The sequence below is a fragment of the Hymenobacter cheonanensis genome (assembly GCF_030581075.1).
Taxonomy (GTDB): Bacteria; Bacteroidota; Bacteroidia; order Cytophagales; family Hymenobacteraceae; genus Hymenobacter.
On record NZ_JAUQSW010000003.1, the window covers coordinates 300366 to 317012 of the forward strand.

Here is a 16647-nt window from a genome sequence, read left to right on the forward strand (position 1 = left end):
AGAATACAAGAACTAAAAAATTTCTCATATTTTCAGGTTACACAAATTACTGATAATTGGGTTTTATTTTTGATAAAATGCTGATTATCAAAAATAAGAAAATTGGTTTCAAAGACCCTCAGATGGTCTGCTCCTTCTCTTGAGTTGCATGGTGTTCTACTTTCGTCGCAACGTATGGTACACACCCCGCCAACACGGTCGCCTACAAACGGCGAACCCCCGGCTGGTGACACAACCGAGGGTTCAAGAAGCGGGTGCAGGAACACCCAGACTTCTTACTCAAATGAAGGGAAAACCTGCGTTACAACTGCTGCGAAAATGGTGGAAGCCAGTTTTGCACGAGTTCGTGAAAGGTGTAGCTAAAGGCCTTGGCCTCTACTTCATCGCTCACTTGATACACTAGTTGGGATAAGGGGCCGGGCCGGGCACTTGGCCCCTTATCTTAGTTTAAGGCAAATGTACTAGGCAAACGTGAGAACGTATTCAGGAGTTTAAGGAAAGAACAATTGGCCCCCATCGCCGGTCTTATCGCCTCATTCCACAAGAATCATCTCATGTCTGATACTCCTAAAACCTGGCTCATTACCGGGGCCTCCACCGGCCTTGGCGAGGCGCTAGCCACCCTGCTGCTGGCCAAGGGCGAGCGCGTGGCGGCCACCTTCCGCAAGTCGGAGCAAGTAGAAGAATTTACCAGGCGCCAACCCGGCCAGAGCCTGGGCGTGCTGGTTGATGTGACCGACGCGGCTCAGATACAAGGCGCCGTGCAGCACATCATCACTGCCTTCGGCCACCTCGATGTGGTGGTGAATAATGCCGGCTACGGCTCGCTGGGCAGCATCGAAGAAATTACGGAGAAAGAAACCCAGCGGCAGTTCGACGTGAATGTGTTTGGGCCGCTGCGCGTGATTCGGGCGGTGCTGCCGCATTTGCGGGCCCAGAAATCGGGTAATATTCTCAACATCACCTCGGTGGGCGGCCTTATTGGGCTAGCCCACGCGGGCATCTACAACGGCTCCAAGTTTGCCCTCGAAGGCCTGGGCGAGTCGCTGGGCGCGCAGCTAAAGCCGCTGGGCATCCACGTCACCAACGTGGAGCCGGGGCCGTTTCGCACGCTGTGGGCCGGCGCTTCGGCCACCTATACCGAAACCAGAATTGCCGATTACGCCGCTACCGTGGGCGAGGGCCTGAAAGCCTCGCTAGGCCGCGACGGCAACCAGAAGGGTGACCCCGCCAAGGCCGCCGAGGCCATGTACCAGCTCGTGCGCCTGCCCAATCCGCCGGCCCACCTGCTGCTCGGCGACTTTGCCTACCAGCTTGTGCGCCAAAAACTGCAGGATATGCTGAAAGAAATCGACGACTTTGCTTACCTCGGCGAGCCGACCGATTTCTAAATAGCTGTTTAAGGCGTCGGCTTGAACTACCAGCGGTGCCTTAGGCACTCGCTAACCCCTAGCCCTGCCAGCGCCACCCAGCGGCCGCCGACGCATCGGCGGCCGCTTTCGGTTTACAGCGTCGGCCTTCCGACCTTTGTCCGGCCATGTCTATCCAGTTTCTCGACCTGCCGGCCCTGCTCGGCGGCACGCTGCTGCAAGCTCCCGCACCCGCTGCCGAAGTTGCTACGCTGCTGCTCGACAGCCGCCGCGTGGGCCTTACCCAGGGCGCCGTGTTTTTTGCCCTGCGCGGGCCCAACCACGATGGCCACCAGCACCTGGCGGCGTTGTATGCCAAGGGCGTGCGGCTGTTTGTGGTGAGCCACCCGCCGGCCAGCCTGGCGCCGTTTGCGGGCGCGGGCTTTGTGCAGGTGCCCGATACCCTGGCGGCGCTGCAAGCGCTGGCGGCGCGCCACCGGGCAGCTTTCACAGGGCCGGTGTGGGCCATCACGGGCTCAAACGGCAAAACGATAGTGAAAGAGTGGCTGGCCCAGCTGCTAGCCCCCGACGAGGACATCTGCCGCTCGCCCAAAAGCTACAACTCGCAGGTGGGCGTGCCGCTGAGCGTGTGGGAACTGGCCCCCGGCCGCCACACGCTGGGCATCTTCGAGGCCGGTATTTCGGAGCGCGGCGAGATGGCCCGGCTAGCCCACATTATCCGGCCCACGCACGGCATCTTCACCACGCTGGGCACGGCCCACGATGCCGGCTTTGCCTCGGAAGCCGAAAAGCTGGCGGAGAAGCTAGCCCTGTTCGAGCAGCCCGGCTTCGAGCTGCTGGTGTACTGCGCCGACCAACCGGCCGTGCACGCCGCCGTGCAGGCGCGCGGCCTGCCCGCCCTGGCCTGGACGCGCCACGCGGCCCCCGGCGCGGCGCTGCGCTTTCGCCTCAAGGCTACCACCAGCGGCACCACCACGGTGCGCGTGCGGCTGGCCGAAACGGCGGCCACCGCCCACTTCCCGGCCGAGCACCTGGCCCTGCGGGCCGCCTCGCGCTTCACGCTGCCCTTCGCCGATGAGCCGTCGGTCGAGAATGCGCTGCACTGCCTGGCTGTGCTGCTCTGGCGCCAACTTGACCTTGGCAAGACCCTGGCTGCGGCTGAGATGCAGCGCCGGCTCTTGCGCCTGCACCCGGTGGCCATGCGCCTCGAAATGAAGGCCGGCCGCCACGGCTGCTACCTCCTCGACGATACCTACAACAACGACCTGGCCGGCCTCTCGCTGGCCCTCGATGCCCTGAGCCGGCAGGCCCGGCCTGGTGGGCGTACCCTCATCCTCAGCGATGTGCTCGAATCGGGCCTGAGCGGGGCCGACCTCTACGCCCGCGTGGCCGCGCTGGTGCGGGCCCACGGCGTCACGCGGCTCATTGGGGTGGGGGAGGCGATTTCGCACGTTGGTCAGGCAGAGCTTGCCGAAGCAGCCCGCCCTAATGATGAGGATGGTACTGCTGAGCTGCACCGGCAAGCTCAGCATGGCCAACGCTTTTCCATCCAAACCTACCCTAGTACCGAAACGCTGCTGGCCGATTTGCAGCCGCTTCGTTTTCAAAACGAAACGATATTAATCAAAGGCGCTCGGCGCTTTGGCTTCGAGCGGGTGGTGGCGGCCTTGCAGCAGCCGCAGCACGGCACGGTGCTGGAGGTGAACCTCGACGCGCTCACCCACAACCTGCACTACTACCGGCAGCGCCTCAACGCGGGCACCAAGCTCATGGTGATGGTGAAGGCTTTTGCCTACGGCAGCGGCTCGTATGAGGTGGCTAGCCTGCTCGAATTTCAAAGGGCCGACTACCTGGCCGTGGCCTACGCCGACGAAGGCCAGCAACTGCGTGATAACGGTATCAGCCTGCCCATCATGGTGTTGAACCCCGGCCCCGATTCGTTTGGCCAGCTGCGGCGCTACCGCCTGGAGCCCGAAATCTACTCGCTCGAACGGCTGCACGACTACCTGCAAGCGGCCCGCGAAGCCAGTGCCGACGCGGCCGGGCCGCTGCCCCCGCTGCACCTCAAGCTCGATACCGGCATGCGCCGCCTGGGCTTTGCCGAAGAGGAATTGCCTGCCCTGCTGGCCCTATTGGCTAGCCACCGGGCCCAGCTGCCGGTGGCTGGCATTATGACGCACCTGGCCGCCGCCGACGACCCTAGCCACGACGACTTCACCCGGCAGCAACTCGCCACCTTCCGGCGCATGGCCGCCGCCATCGAGGCGGTGCTGGGCTACCCGGCCCTTAAGCACGTGCTCAACTCGGCCGGCATCCGGCGCTTTCCGGAGGCGCAGCTCGATATGGTGCGCCTCGGCGTGGGCCTCTACGGCGTGGAGGCCGGGGCCGAAGATGCTGCCAACCTGCTGCCCGTGAGTACCTTAAAAACTACTATTTCGCAGATAAAAACCTTGCCCGCTGGCACCACCGTGGGCTACGGCCGCCGGGGAGCCGCCACCGCCCACGAGCGCCGCGTGGCCACCCTTGCCATTGGCTACGCCGATGGCTACGACCGGCGCTTCTCGAACGGCCAGGGGCTGGTGCTGCTGCATGGCCGCCGCGCCCCGGTAGTAGGCTCGGTGTGCATGGATATGGTGATGGTAGATGTAACGGAAGTGCCTGAGGCCCGCCCCGGCGACGTGGCCGTAGTCTTTGGGCAGGGGCTGAGCACGAGCGAGCTGGCGCAGCGCATTGGTACTATTCCGTACGAGCTGCTTACCAATGTGAGCGAGCGCGTGAAACGAGTGTTTGTAAGTGAATAACGTGTAAATAAGTGTTCAGCTTATCCAGTTTAGATAGCCCGTATCAGGGCAAAACGAAAGACCAAAAAGTGGGGGCAGTAGCTGGCCGGTAATAACTTAGCATCTGGAATGCAGGTTAGCGCCTGAATTATAATTTTTCCAGTATTTTCATGTCTGCTATTCGCCTTTTCTTTTACAGCTTTCTGGTTGTTCTGCTTTGCGCATGGGCCCTGCCCGGCCGGGCCGCCAGCCAGCCCACTGAAACCTCGCTCGAAGGCTTTTGGAAAGGGCCGCTGCAACTGCCAGGCGGCGAGCTGGAGGTTATTTTCCGCCTGGTTCGGCTCAGCAGCGGCGAGTATTTCGCCACCCTAGATGTGCCGAAGCAGCGGGTCAGCCGCCTGTCCGTAACCGTGACTACGCGCGCCGATACCGTCATTTTTGCCTCAGCGGAGGCTGACTGCCTGTTTACTGGCCGCTTGGTGCCCGATGCCGGCCACCTGCAAGGCACCTGGCAGCAGCCGGGTTTTAAGGCCGCGCTTACCCTCACGCGCACGGCCCTGCCCACGGCGGCCACGGCCGCCAAGTCGTTTCTTACCCCGCCCTACCGCGAAATTGAGGTGACCTTTCCCAATGCCGCCGCTAGCCTCCAACTGGCCGGTACGCTTACCGTGCCGGCCGGGCCGGGGCCGTTTCCGGCGGTGGTGCTGCTTAGCGATGTGGGCTCGCAGGACCGCAACGGCACCGTGAATGAGTTTGCCCCCCTGGGCCGCCTGGCCGATTTCCTTACCCGGCGCGGCATTGCCGTGCTGCGCTTCGATGACCGCGGCACCGGCCAGTCGACGGGGCAGGCCGAAGCCCTAGTCACCGACCTGGTAACCGATGCCCAGGCCGCGCTTGCTTTTCTGCGTACCCGGCCCGAAGTTCTGCCCGGCCGCCTTGGGCTGGTGGGCCACGGCGAGGGCGGCAACGTGGCGCTGCTGGCCGCCACCCAGCCGCAGCCGCCCGCCTTTGTGGTGGGCCTGGCGCCCAATGGCCTGCCCGGCTACGACATTGCCATGCAGCAGCAGGAAGCTACCCTGCGCAGCCTGCAAACTTCGTCGGCGCAGCTGGCTATTGCCCTGCGGCGGCAGCAGATGATACTCGATGCCATTCGGCAAACGGCTACCCGCAGCCAGGCGCGCGCCATCGTGGTCAATATTCTGAAAAAAGATAACCCCATGCTGAGCGAGGCCGCCGCCCAGGCTCGCGCCACCGAGCTTACTACCGCGCCGTACCGCTATTTTTTAACCTTTAATCCGGCCGAGCCCCTGGCCAAAGTAGCCTGCCCCGTGCTGCTGCTTTATGGTGCCGCCGACTCGGTGGTGAACCCCGACGCCAACATGCAAGGCCTGCTAAAAGGCCTGAAGGGCAACACGGCCGTGACGGCCGATAAGCTGCCAGGGGTGAACCACTTGTTTCAGCCCGACCGCGACCAGTGGCCCATTGTGGCCGGGCAGGCCCAGCCCAATTTTTCGCCCGCCGCCCAGGAGGCCATCCGCGCCTGGATAGTGACGCAAACCAGCAAATAGCCGGGCGCCCGGGCTAGCCCTCGTTCGGCTCGAACTAGGTATAAAGCCAACCGTAAGCCAACGGATAGGCTTGGCTTGCCGTAAGCAACGAGTCTTTCACTGCCAGCTCCGGCTGGCACTTACACGCTCAGTTGCTTTGCATCATGACTAAATCTGCCTATCCGCTGCTCGCGGCTGCCCTGCTGCTTGCCAGCTGCAACGACCTTAAAAAAACGGACGAAAAGAATACGCTCGGCGATGCCACCACCGATACGGCCGTAGTGGCCCGCACGGGCCGCACCGTGGGCGATGTGGCTACTGGTGCCGCCAATACCGTGGACAGCGCCGCCAGCAAAGTGGGCAGCGCCGTGAGCGATGCCTTTGATGTGACCAAGGCCAAGCTTGCCGATGTGAAGCTGCCCGAAGTAAGCCTGAGCGGCATCACAGTGCGCGGCAACGAGGACTACCAGGTGTATGGCCTGGAGGAAAAAGTGCTCTTCGACACCGACAAAGCCACCATTAAGCCAAGTGCCGCCGAGGCGCTCAAGCAAATCAGCGCCTCCATCACCAAGCGCTACCCGGGCAAGGACGTGCGGGTGCTGGGCTTTGCCGATGCGCGCGGCGACAAAAGCTACAACCGTGACCTGAGCAAGCAGCGCGCCGAGGCCGTCAAGAACTACCTCGTCGCCACCGATAAGCTGCCCGCCGACCACCTCAGCACCGAGGCCTTCGGCGAAAACGCGCCGGTAGCCAGCAACGCTACGCCCGCCGGCCGCCAGGAAAACCGCCGCGTCGAGATTGCCGTGCGCATCCGCTAATCAGCAGTGTGCTGCCTAGCCGCTGTTGTAAGTACGCTAAACTAGCCCCAAAAGAGCGCCTCCGCCTACTGGTTGGAGGCGCTCTTTTGGGGCTAGCGTCGTTATGCGCGCGGCTGGCGATACTATCCTGAGTTAATTATTTAGCATAAAAGAGGCCCATCCTACTGCTGTAGAATGGGCCTCTTGGAGTAAAGGGCTAGCGAAGGAGCTAGCTACGTTGGCGGCGCAGGCGCAGGCGCTTGAGGCCATAGGCCACGCCGCCGGCCAGCAGCAGCGAAGCGCCGCCATCAAGCGGCACTTCGGTGGCGGTGGGAGCTTGCGGCGTGGGGCCGCCCGTGGTGGGAGATTGCGCATAGCCGGCCGCGGCGGCCAGTAAGAGGGTGGCCAGGAGAAAAATGCGGTTCATAGAAATCAAAAGATTGAGTTGATGGATGCGCCATTGCTACCTGGCGGCCGGCCGGGGCCAGCCGCCAGGTAGCGGTGCTTTTTACTCCACGGTCAGGCGCTTGACCACGGTGCCGGCACTGGTGTTCAGGCGCAGGGCATAAACGCCGGCCGACAGCCCACGCAGGTCGAGCGAGTGGGCCACCGCGCCTTGGGCAGGCAGCGTGGTGGTGCGCACCACCCGGCCCAGGGCATCGACCAGGGTGGCCGTTACGGCCTGGCGGCCGAGGCTGGCGGGCAGCTCCAGGAAGGCACTGGTCTTAGCCGGGTTGGGGTAGAGGGCTACCTGCTGGGCCAGGGCGGCGGGCACCGTGGCTAGCGGCTGCTGCGGCGAGAATAGCAGCTCGAAACGGCCGGTGATGAGCGCCGAGGCATTGCTCACCGTGAACTGGTAGCTGGGCGTCAGGCGCAGGTCCGTAACGGTGCCGGTTTGCAGGTCGCGCAGGTACACCGGCACGGCCGCCAGGTTCAGCAGCTGGGCCGAAGTGAGCGAGTAAGTGCCGGGCGCGGGCACGCCCACGGCCAGCGATACCACGCGCTGCGCAGTGCCCAGCGGCGAGCGGCCATCGATAGCCAGCTGGTGGCTCGCCACGCTGGTCGAGAGGTTCAGGCCGGTCGAGTTGGGCAGCTTCTCCGCGTCGTACTGCGGGTCGAGGCCTTCGGTGGCGCCTTGTTCAAAGTACACGTAGGCGTCATCGGTTAGGCTGCCGGTGGTGCTGGCTAGGGTGAGCTGCACCAGGGGGCGCGTTTCGGCGGCCGTGCGGAGGTAGGCCGGGTTGGTGTAGGCAGTCACGCGGTTGGCGTTGCGGAATACGAGAGTGCCACTAGTCTGCCCCGTGCTCACGCGGGTGAAGAACGCCTGGCCCATTGCCAGCACCGGGTTGCCGCTACCCACGCCATTGGTATAAGCGCGGTAGTTGCCGGTATACTGCCCACTGCTCTCGAAGATGTAGATGGCCGCATCCAGGTTCGTGCGGTCGCCAGCGGCTTGCAGCGAGTAGTCGTAGGGCGAGGGGTAGGGGTTGCCCATCAGGTTCCAGCCCGCGTCCGTGGCGTTGGCCGAGCCCGCCGCGTTGCGCGTCAGGCTGCGCACCAGGTCACCATAGCCCGGCTGGCCTTTGAAGCTTACCGTCTGGCTAGCGGCCAGGTTCACCGTGTAGCCCAGGCCCGAGGTCATGCGGTCGCTCAGCGCGGCGGGCGAGAGCCAGCCTTTGTCGAAGCTGCTGAGGTTATTTGTCACCGACGCCAACCGGGTCTGGTCGTAGGCGAAAATGTTGGGGAAGGGCGTAGTCGTGCCCGGCGTAGCCGAGGTATTGTAGGCCGTATTCGCCAGGGGCGTGAAATTGGCCGTGGCCAGGTCGCTGAACATAGTACCCTGCGAGTTCGATGTGCTCACCGTGGGCGAGGCCAGGTGGCGGTAGCCCGCGCCCGGGTTTGCGCCGGGGCTGATGTAGCGCTGCGCCGTTACGCTGGTGCCTAGGAGCGAAACGCCTACCGAAGGGCTAGCTATCATGGCCGTGCCGGTAGCGTTCGACTCCAGCAGCACCGGGTTGCCGTTGGTGTTCAGGTTGGTGCTGGTCAGCAGCAGGCGCTGCAAATTGAAACCGGCCGAGGTGCTCAGGTTCACATCATTGCCGCTGGTGGTGAGGTTCCAGAAGCGCGTGGTGCTGCTGCCCAGAATCTGGCTGCCCGCATTGCCGCCCAGCTGCACCGTGCCGCCGGTGGCGGTGAAGGTGCCATTGTTGGTCCAGGTGCCGCGCACGTCGAGCGTGCCGTCGGTCTGCGTTATCGTGGCGCCCGTGTTAAGGGTGAGCGCGCGGGCAGTGGGCGTGCCGCCGTTCAGCAGCGGGTAGCGGGGAGCCCCGGCCGGAATAATGGCATCGAACGCGCTATTGGGCACGCCGCCAGTCCAGTTGCCAGCCGTAAACCAGTCCGTCGACACGGCGCCCGTCCACGTCGTCAGCGGGTCGGTCAGCAGGATGGCCTGCGCGTAGCTGGCCGTCACTGTGTTTGCGCTGTTGAGCAGCTGCACTTGCTGCAAGCCGCCGCAGCCATTCAGCACCTGAATATCGTCGATGTACCAGCCTAGCAAACCATTGTAGGGGTTGCCTTCATCAGACTGAAACTGGAAGCGCACCCGGATGGACTGCCCACTGAACGAAGTCAGGTTGAGTACCGATTGCTGGAAGGCGGCCGGGCCGCTCAGCTCCGACGATATCCCGGAGAAGCACGGCTTGCCCGCCGAGGCCGTGCCCGTGGTGAAGACCGAGTTGTAGCCGTTCTGCAGGAAGTAGCTGGCGGCATCCTGCCAGGCCCCGTTATTCACCGAGATGGCCACCATGCCGCCATCGTAAATAGACTCGGTGCTGAAAAAGTGGTAGAAAGACAGCAGCGAGAAGCCCGTTGGCGTGAACGCGGCCGACGTGAGGGTCACGTCAGACTTGGCATTGGGGTCGCCCGCGGCCCACGAGGTAGTGCCGCTGTGCGCTAGGGCCGTGGTGGGGGCCCAGGCATTGCCGCCGCCCGCCGTTACCACGGCCGGGGTGAAGCCACCCACGGTATTGGTTTCGCGGTCATCATTCACGGGGAGCACAATGGGGCAGGCCGCGCCAGTGGCCGCCTGGGCCACAATCTGGAAGGTGCGCTGCTGCCCTTTGGTAAAGTTGAGGCCGGAGAACGTGACGGTGTTGCCGCTAAGCGTGCCGCCCGAGCTGCTGACATATTGTAAGCCCGCGGGCAGCTGGTCGGTAATGGAAACCGAGGACGTGGGCTGGCAATCGCAGGAGGCCGCTAGGGTAATGGTAAACTGGTTGCCCACCAGGGGCGTGGTGTGCTTGCGCAGCGTCACGCCCGGCTGGTCATAGGCCACCGTTTGGTCGGTGGCGCTGGTCGCAGCCCCTTCGCGGGCACTAAAGCCCATGCCCCGGCGCGCAAACGCACTCCAAATGCTGCAGTGGTATTGCCCGCCATACAGCAGCGAGTCGGCGGCCAGAATAGCGTCGCGGCTGTCGAGGAAGCCCGGCTGGCAGGGCTGCAGTTTCAGGCCCTGCATCACCAGGTTCAGGGCCACGGCGTTGCCGCCGGTGCTGGCGCTGTTGTACAGGTTGGGCTCGATGACGCCCTGCTGCTGAATAATGTTCCAAGTCATATCCCAGAGCGTGGCCGTCCAGACTTCGCCAATGGCGTGCACCTCCGGGTTGGTGGCCACGTTGGCGTAGGTGAGCGGGTTCACGCTTAGGCTGGTGCTGTACGGGTAGCGCCGGAGGCCAACCCCCGAGGGCGTCTGGCCATACACATAGGCCCCTACGGGCCGGGCTTTCGGGCCATCGGTGGTTTGGGCCGTGGTCCAGTCGGTGGTCATCATCAGGCCGAAGTAGTCGCTCCAGCCTTCGCCAGCCTGCTCCGCATTGTTGAGGCAGCTGGTGTTGGTGCCGCCGCCGGTGAGGCGGTTGCTGATGCCGTGGCCGTACTCGTGCGACATCACGCCGCTGTCGAAGTCGCCATCAAGCTGCGGGCCGGTGGGCGTGGGCTTGGGCAGCGTTACCTGCACGCCATTGGCTATCTGGCCCACTAGGGTGGCCCCATCGTCCTGCGATACCATCACCGCCGGAATGGTAACGGTGTTATCGGTGCCGCCCATCACAATGGGCGCTCCCGCTATGTTATTGATAACAATGGCCGCAATGGCCCCGGCCAGCTGCGCATTTTTTACTTTCGGCGCGAAGCTGCACGTGCCGCGATAAAGTACCGCAATTTTGCCGGTGAGGGGGGTGCTGGCCGGGTTGCAGGCCAAGTTGTTCGCGTCGGCGTAGAGCGCCAGCTGGCCCGAAATAGGGCCAAGGGTAGCCAGCTTGTTGTTGGTGCTGAAGCCGCTCTCCACGGCTACATAATTGCCGGCTATAGCTGCCGGGGCCGTCACATTAATGGTGTAAGTCGGGGTGATGCCATTCCACAGGTACATCTGCATCCGGCCGCCCACGCCATCGGGTGGGGTAGCAAAGTTGGCATTGTTGGTGCCGCCGCCGTCCTGGGCTTCGGCCCGCACGTAGTCGCCGCCCGTGCCGCCCCGGCCCTGGTTATCGGTCTGGAAATTGCCGCTAGCCTCCGTGAACCCATACTGGTACATCACGTCGTGCATCAGGTTGTTCCAGTAAAACAGGTTGGTCGTAGCCGCCCGCCGGTTCTTACCCAAAGTAGGTACTTGCGTAAAGTCAGGCATGTCATCAAACACCAACGCGCTGCTGGTGCCCGTAGAGGCCGTGAAGCGGCCGGGGGCATTGAGCTTAAGGCTATCGTCGTAGGCCCACACGTTGTTGCCGCGGGTGTCGGTGTAGTTGGTGGTGCCGTCAAAATGCCAGCCATAGCTAGCCACGGGGTTGCTGGCCCCGGCCCGTAGCCAGGGGTTGGTGTCCACGCGCGGCGTGGTCACATCGGGCCGCTCTCCCGGAAACGGCACCACGCGGTAGCTGGCCGACGCAATGGCCAGCGTGCTTTTGGCGCTGCTGGGCTGCCGCAGCACCTGCGGCGCGTGGGCCGGGCTGGCGCTGGCCACCGGCCGGCGCCCCGGCGTAGCGGCGGGGTACGCAGCCTTTTCAGATACCGTCCAGTTGTCCTGGCCCAGCACCCGGCCAGTGTTGGCATCCACCCGAATGTTGAGCCAGTCGGGCGTGGCCAGCAATTCTACGTTTACGTTCCAGGCCAGGCGGGGCGTGCCCTTGTCGGTGGCCCACACCAGGCGCACTTCAATGGGGCGGCGCGCTGCCCCGGCCGGCGCAAAGGTTTGCTGCTGCTCGGGGCCGCTGGCGGTGCTGGTGGCAGTGGCTCCCTCAAAGTTTTTTGCGCCGATGCTAGCCAGGGCAGTAGTGACGGCCGCCGAAGGCGTGACCGTAGCCGTGGCTGGCTGCCCAACAAAGGCCTTTGCTGGCACAAATGTGCCGGCGTGGTGGCGCAGCTCGCCGGCTTTAAATACCAGCGTGGTTACCCGGTTATACACCGGAATGCCCGCTTGCAGCTGCTGAGAATAAGCATACAGCAGCCCCGAAGGCTCGGTGTGGGCACTGGCAATGCGAAAGCTGGCTGCCGGAATGGCATCGCCGGCCCATTGCGGAGCGAGCTGCCGCGCCAGCTGGGCAGCCTGCCGGGCAGCAACTGTCTGTTGGCTGCCCAGCTGCTGGGCATACCCGGGCGTCCCGGCAGCCAACAAACAGAAAAGCATAGCTAGCGCAGCGCTACACCAGCTAGAAAAAGTAGAAGGTTGTTTCATCAGGCAGTACGGTTGAGTGGGTACAATGAATTGAGGGTGAAGGCGCGAAGCTAGAGGTGTGCCACTGCATTAGCAACTGAAACGCGTAATTTATTTTAGGATAGCTTTCACTTTTTAGTGAAATCACTTTAATTCGTATTGATTTTCAAATAAATTATTTAGGCGTATAATTTTAATTAGTTAAACGCTGCGCCAGGAATGTTGAAGAAGTAGACGCTTGTATAGTAGCACAACATATATGCGAGGTTATTTATGTTGAGGTAGCCGGGCAAGGCCAGGCAGGCAAAAGCAGTGGCTTCGCGCGGTCTGCAATCGAAGCTACCTGACGGCTCGTCCGTCATCCACTACTCAACCGTGCTTGAAACCAGGGGTAGCTCTTCAGCGGGGGGGTACTGCCTCGGCAGCCGGGCGCCACTGCTGCGCGCTCGGCTACCGCTTCCCGCCCCGGAGGCCGGCCGAGCTGCCTGCCTGCGCTAGGGGCCGCTTCCCGCCAAAACATTGCTTGTTCGGGCTAGCGCCCTGCAACCAACAAAAAAGGCCACCCGATAACCGGGTGGCCTTTCCTGAGAAATGACGAGAGGTGGCGTGGGGACGCGCTGGGTAGCGCATAGCCGCCAGCGCGGTGCCTGGCTGCGATTTATTTATAAGCGTCGACCTCGGCGCGCATCATGGCATTGAAGTGCGAGCCGCCGTTGGCCAGCGTCACCAGGTTCCAGCCCCGGCCAATGGCATAGCTCCAGGTGCGGCTATCCTTAAACTCGAAGGTGGGACGCAAAATCTGGCCGTAGGGCGTGTAGTTATCCATAAAGTTGGTGGTGTAGAACTTATCGCCGCTCACAATCCACTCCATTGCCACGTAAAATCCTTCCTCGGGTGCCACCAGGTTGTAGGGCGACAGGTCGACCGTAAACCACTCGCCGCCGCGCGCCGCCGACACAATCACGCTCTCGGTGAGCATGTCTTCGTTGGGGGCGTTGTAGTTGCCGTTGGCCTTGTAAATCCGCACCCGGAAGGGCTCGCGCGGAAAGCCGTTTTCGCCGATAAAGAACGACACCGTGCGGATGAGGCCTAGCTTTTTGGCCTTATCATTCTTGCACATGAAGGCGTACTGGCTGCCCGGCATGCCCTGAATCATGCCCGCGCCCGGCGAGTTGTTGTGGGCGCCCATCTGCATCGGCTTCACGCCTTTCTCATTGATTACTACCGGCGCCAATTCGATGGCCTGCTTGGGCAGCTGAATAATAATTTCTTCCATGTTAGCGCCGCGCTTCACAAAGAGGGCCGTGCGCTTGTAGCCCAGCGCCATCACGATAACCGAGTCTTCGGTCACCTTGGTGGGCATGGCCAGCTGAAAGTAGCCGTATTCGTTGGTGAGCGCGCCGGTTTGCTCTTCCCGCAGGTTGATGGAGGCAAACGGAATGGGGTCCTGGGTTTTTTCATCCACCACGCGGCCCGTGATGCGGCCCTCCTGCTGGGCCCAGCCTAGCGCAGGCAGCAGGCTGCCCACTAATAAAAAGAATAGTAAACGCTTAATCATACAGAAAAAGTAAAATGAATAAGAACGCGGCCCACAAATTTAATCGCGGCCGCGCGCATGTTAGGTGAGTTATAGAAAAAATTTATGGTAAATCTATTGAGAAAAGAGCTTAACGGCTAACAGAGGCCGAAATGCAAAATTTAAAATGGTATTTTACTAAGATTTGGCTGTGTTGCGCGGAGGCAGCCCGCGCCCGTGGCTCAAACCCAGGTTGCGAGCCCACCCAAACACGCATAAGGATGCCCCGCTACCTTTGTCAGTCTGAATACCACCGTGAAAGGTATTTCGCTTAGGGCTCCTTATCAAGCTCTTCTGCAATAGATAACTTATGGAAAGTAGTAAATGGGCGTGGATATTGGTATGGGCGCTAGGGCTAAGCAACGGGGCCTGGGCCCAAAATGCGGGCTTAGGTCCGCCCGCCCAGGCCAGCCGCTCGCTGGAAGGCGTGTGGCAGGGTGCCCTGCCCGTGCCGGGCGGCGCCCTGGACCTGCGCTTCAGCCTCGTAGCCCTGGTGAGCGGCGAGTATTTCGCGGCGCTCGATGTGCCCATGCAAAAGCTCAGCCGCGTACCCGCCACGGTGCGCCAGCCCGCCGGCACCGACTCGGTGCTGCTGCTGGTGCCCCAGGTAAGCAGCCGGTTTCTGGCGCGCCGCTCGGCCGACGGCCAGCTGCTAACCGGCATCTGGTGCCGGCCGGGGCTGCGCACGCCGCTGCAGCTGCGCTACCTGCCGCTGCCCGCGGCCCCCGCCACTAGCCCCGGCACCCGCTTTGCACCCCCTTACCGGGCCGAGGAGGTGGCCTTCCAGAACTTCCCGGCCCGGCTGCGGCTGGCCGGCACGCTTACGGTGCCGCCGGGCGCGGGGCCTTTTCCGGCCGTAGTACTGGTGTCGGACCTGGGCGAGCAGGACCGCGATGGCCTGGCGCCCGGCGGCGCCCAGGCGGCCAGTCCGGTAAGCTACCGCCTGCTCGGCTCCCTGGCCGATTACCTCACGCGCCACGGCGTAGCTGTGCTGCGCTTCGACGACCGGGGCGTGGGCCAGTCGGGCGGCATCAATGCGGCGGCCACGCCCACGCAGCGGGCCGGCGATGTGCAGGCCGCGCTCAACTTTCTGCGCACCCGCCCCGAGGCAGACCTGCTGCGCCTGGGGCTGGTGGGCCACGGCGAAGGCGCCAATGTGGCCCTGCTGGTGGCGGCGCAGCCCCTGGCGCCCGCCTTTGTGGTGGGCCTGGGAGCCTACGGCCTGCCCGGCTACGAAACCTTGCTGCAGCAGCACGAGCTGGCCTGGCAAACCCAAAAGCTGCCGCCCGCCCAGCTAGCCACCCGGCTGCGCCGCGAGCGCACCCTCTATGACCTGATTCGCTACAGCACCAGCCCGGCCCAGACGCAGGCCATGGTGGCCAACCTGCTGCGCCAGGGCGAGGCCACGCTATCGGCCGCCGATGCCCAGCAGCAGGCCGCCGCGCTGCTCACGCCCTGGTCGCGGGCATTCCTGGCCTTCGACCCGCTCGAGGGGCTAGCGGCGGTGCAGTGCCCGGTGCTGCTCATTAGTGGGCTGGCCGACGAGCAGGCCCCGCCCGCCCAGCACCTGGCCGCCCTCGAGCGCGAGCTGCGGGCCGGGGGCAACCGCCTCGTAACGGCTTTTCGCCCGGCCGGCGTCAACCACCTGCTGCAGCCTCCCAACCTGCAGTGGACTATGCTGAATGGCGAGCTGAAGCCGATAGTGGCGCCCGTGGTGCAGGAAGAGCTGCGCCAGTGGCTAGCCACCCAGCTAGGCAAATAGCTGGCTGGTTGCTCGGCAATTGCCCAAACTATTTTCTACAAAAAAGCCCGGCTAGCCGGGCTTTTTTGCAAGATAAAGAATAGGATAGCGCAGCTTACTTAATCATGTCTACCTCAGCCTTAATCATGGCGTTGTAGTGCTGGCCGGCGGCGGTGGCCATGGTCAGCAGTGTCCAGCCCTTGGCGATGGTGTAGGTCCAGGTGCGGCTTTCCTTGAACTCGAAGGTGGGGCGCATAATCTGGCCGTAGGGCGTATAGTTATCATCCATGAAGTTGGTATTGAAGAACTTGTCGCCGCTCACAATCCACTCCATCGCCACGAAGAAGCCTTCCTCGGGCGCCGTCACGTTGTAGGGCGTCAGGTCTACGGTATACCACTGGCCGCCTTTGGGGGCCGATACTACCACGTTATCGGTCAGGATATCGGTATTGGGCGCGCTGTAGTTGCCATCGGGCTTGTAGAGGCGCACCCGGAAAGGCTCGCGCGGAAACCCGTTCTCGCCGATATAGAACGACACCGAGCGGATGTTGCCCAGCCGCTTGTTCTTGTCATTCTTCACAAAGAAAGCATACTGCCCGCCGGGCTGTCCCTGCAGCAGGCCATCGCCGGGGTTGTTGCTGTTGGCACCCAGGGCCAGGTTTTTCACCTTGCCCCCTTTCACGGTTACTTCCTTCAGCGCAATGGCGCGGCGGTTCACTTCGAGCACCATATTGGCTATCGGCTTGCCGCGCTGCACAGCAATGGCCAGGTGCTCGTAGCCCAGCGCCATCACAATCAGCGAGTCGGTTTCGTTTTTCAGCGGCCCAGGCAGCTGAAACACCCCAAACTCGTTGCTAAGCGCACCCGTCTGGTCTTCCTTCAGGCTGAGCGAAGTAAACGGCAACGGCTCCTTGGTGGCCTTGTCGATAATTTTGCCGGCTAGCATAGCCGGGGCGGGCGCAGTGGTTTGCGCACGAGCCGCTCCACTGGCTGCACATAAAAATAGTGCAAAATAAAATAAACGTTGGAACATTTGAGAGTAGTTAAAGGACTGGCTAGTGCAAAAATAGGTGGCGAAGGTTATCGGCGCCACATTTAATACAGACAAAAAATTGTACAGAGCAAAGCG

9 protein-coding genes are annotated in these 16647 nt (G+C 62.8%); 5 read left to right on the plus strand and 4 right to left on the minus strand.

Translation table 11 applies throughout. The features are described from left to right. Nucleotides 1-554: 554 nt before the first annotated feature. The 4 genes from Q5H89_RS07680 to Q5H89_RS07695 all read left to right on the plus strand — a co-directional run bounded on the left by Q5H89_RS07680 (nt 555) and on the right by Q5H89_RS07695 (nt 6515). A complete protein-coding gene (locus tag Q5H89_RS07680) occupies nt 555-1391 on the plus strand; it encodes an oxidoreductase (protein ID WP_305018704.1) in 837 nt (278 codons plus the stop codon). A 146-nt stretch (nt 1392-1537) separates the two neighbouring features. Continuing rightward, entirely contained in the window at nt 1538-4171 is a 2634-nt protein-coding gene (locus tag Q5H89_RS07685; protein ID WP_305018705.1) for a bifunctional UDP-N-acetylmuramoyl-tripeptide:D-alanyl-D-alanine ligase/alanine racemase, read from the plus strand. Nucleotides 4172-4320: 149 nt separating this feature from the next. Next, nucleotides 4321-5718, plus strand: coding sequence for an alpha/beta hydrolase family protein (locus tag Q5H89_RS07690; RefSeq protein ID WP_305018706.1), 1398 nt, complete (start codon nt 4321-4323; stop codon nt 5716-5718). 143 nt (nt 5719-5861) lie between these two features. Beyond that, on the plus strand, nt 5862-6515 hold the full coding sequence (locus Q5H89_RS07695) for an OmpA family protein (RefSeq protein WP_305018707.1): 654 nt from the start codon (nt 5862-5864) through the stop codon (nt 6513-6515). Between the two features lie 208 nt (nt 6516-6723). Here the strand turns inward: Q5H89_RS07695 and Q5H89_RS07700 are convergent, their stop codons facing one another. The 3 genes from Q5H89_RS07700 to Q5H89_RS07710 all read right to left on the minus strand — a co-directional run bounded on the left by Q5H89_RS07700 (nt 6724) and on the right by Q5H89_RS07710 (nt 13759). Then, nucleotides 6724-6921: a PID-CTERM protein-sorting domain-containing protein gene (locus Q5H89_RS07700; protein WP_305018708.1), complete on the minus strand. Its 198-nt coding sequence runs from the start codon at nt 6919-6921 to the stop codon at nt 6724-6726. 81 nt (nt 6922-7002) lie between these two features. Then, nucleotides 7003-12174, minus strand: coding sequence for a M36 family metallopeptidase (locus tag Q5H89_RS07705; protein ID WP_305018709.1), 5172 nt, complete (start codon nt 12172-12174; stop codon nt 7003-7005). 685 nt (nt 12175-12859) lie between these two features. Continuing rightward, complete coding sequence (locus Q5H89_RS07710; RefSeq protein ID WP_305018710.1) at nt 12860-13759, minus strand: carboxypeptidase-like regulatory domain-containing protein; 900 nt, start codon at nt 13757-13759, stop codon at nt 12860-12862. Nucleotides 13760-14087: 328 nt separating this feature from the next. Between Q5H89_RS07710 and Q5H89_RS07715 the strand changes: the two genes are divergently transcribed. Continuing rightward, nucleotides 14088-15539 carry an alpha/beta hydrolase family protein gene (locus Q5H89_RS07715; RefSeq protein WP_305018711.1) on the plus strand — a complete coding sequence of 484 codons (1452 nt, stop codon included), beginning with the start codon at nt 14088-14090 and terminating at the stop codon, nt 15537-15539. Nucleotides 15540-15633: 94 nt separating this feature from the next. On the opposite strand, the gene Q5H89_RS07720 is transcribed toward Q5H89_RS07715, so the two are convergent. Next, complete coding sequence (locus Q5H89_RS07720) at nt 15634-16464, minus strand: carboxypeptidase-like regulatory domain-containing protein (protein ID WP_305018712.1); 831 nt, start codon at nt 16462-16464, stop codon at nt 15634-15636. Nucleotides 16465-16647 lie beyond the last annotated feature (183 nt).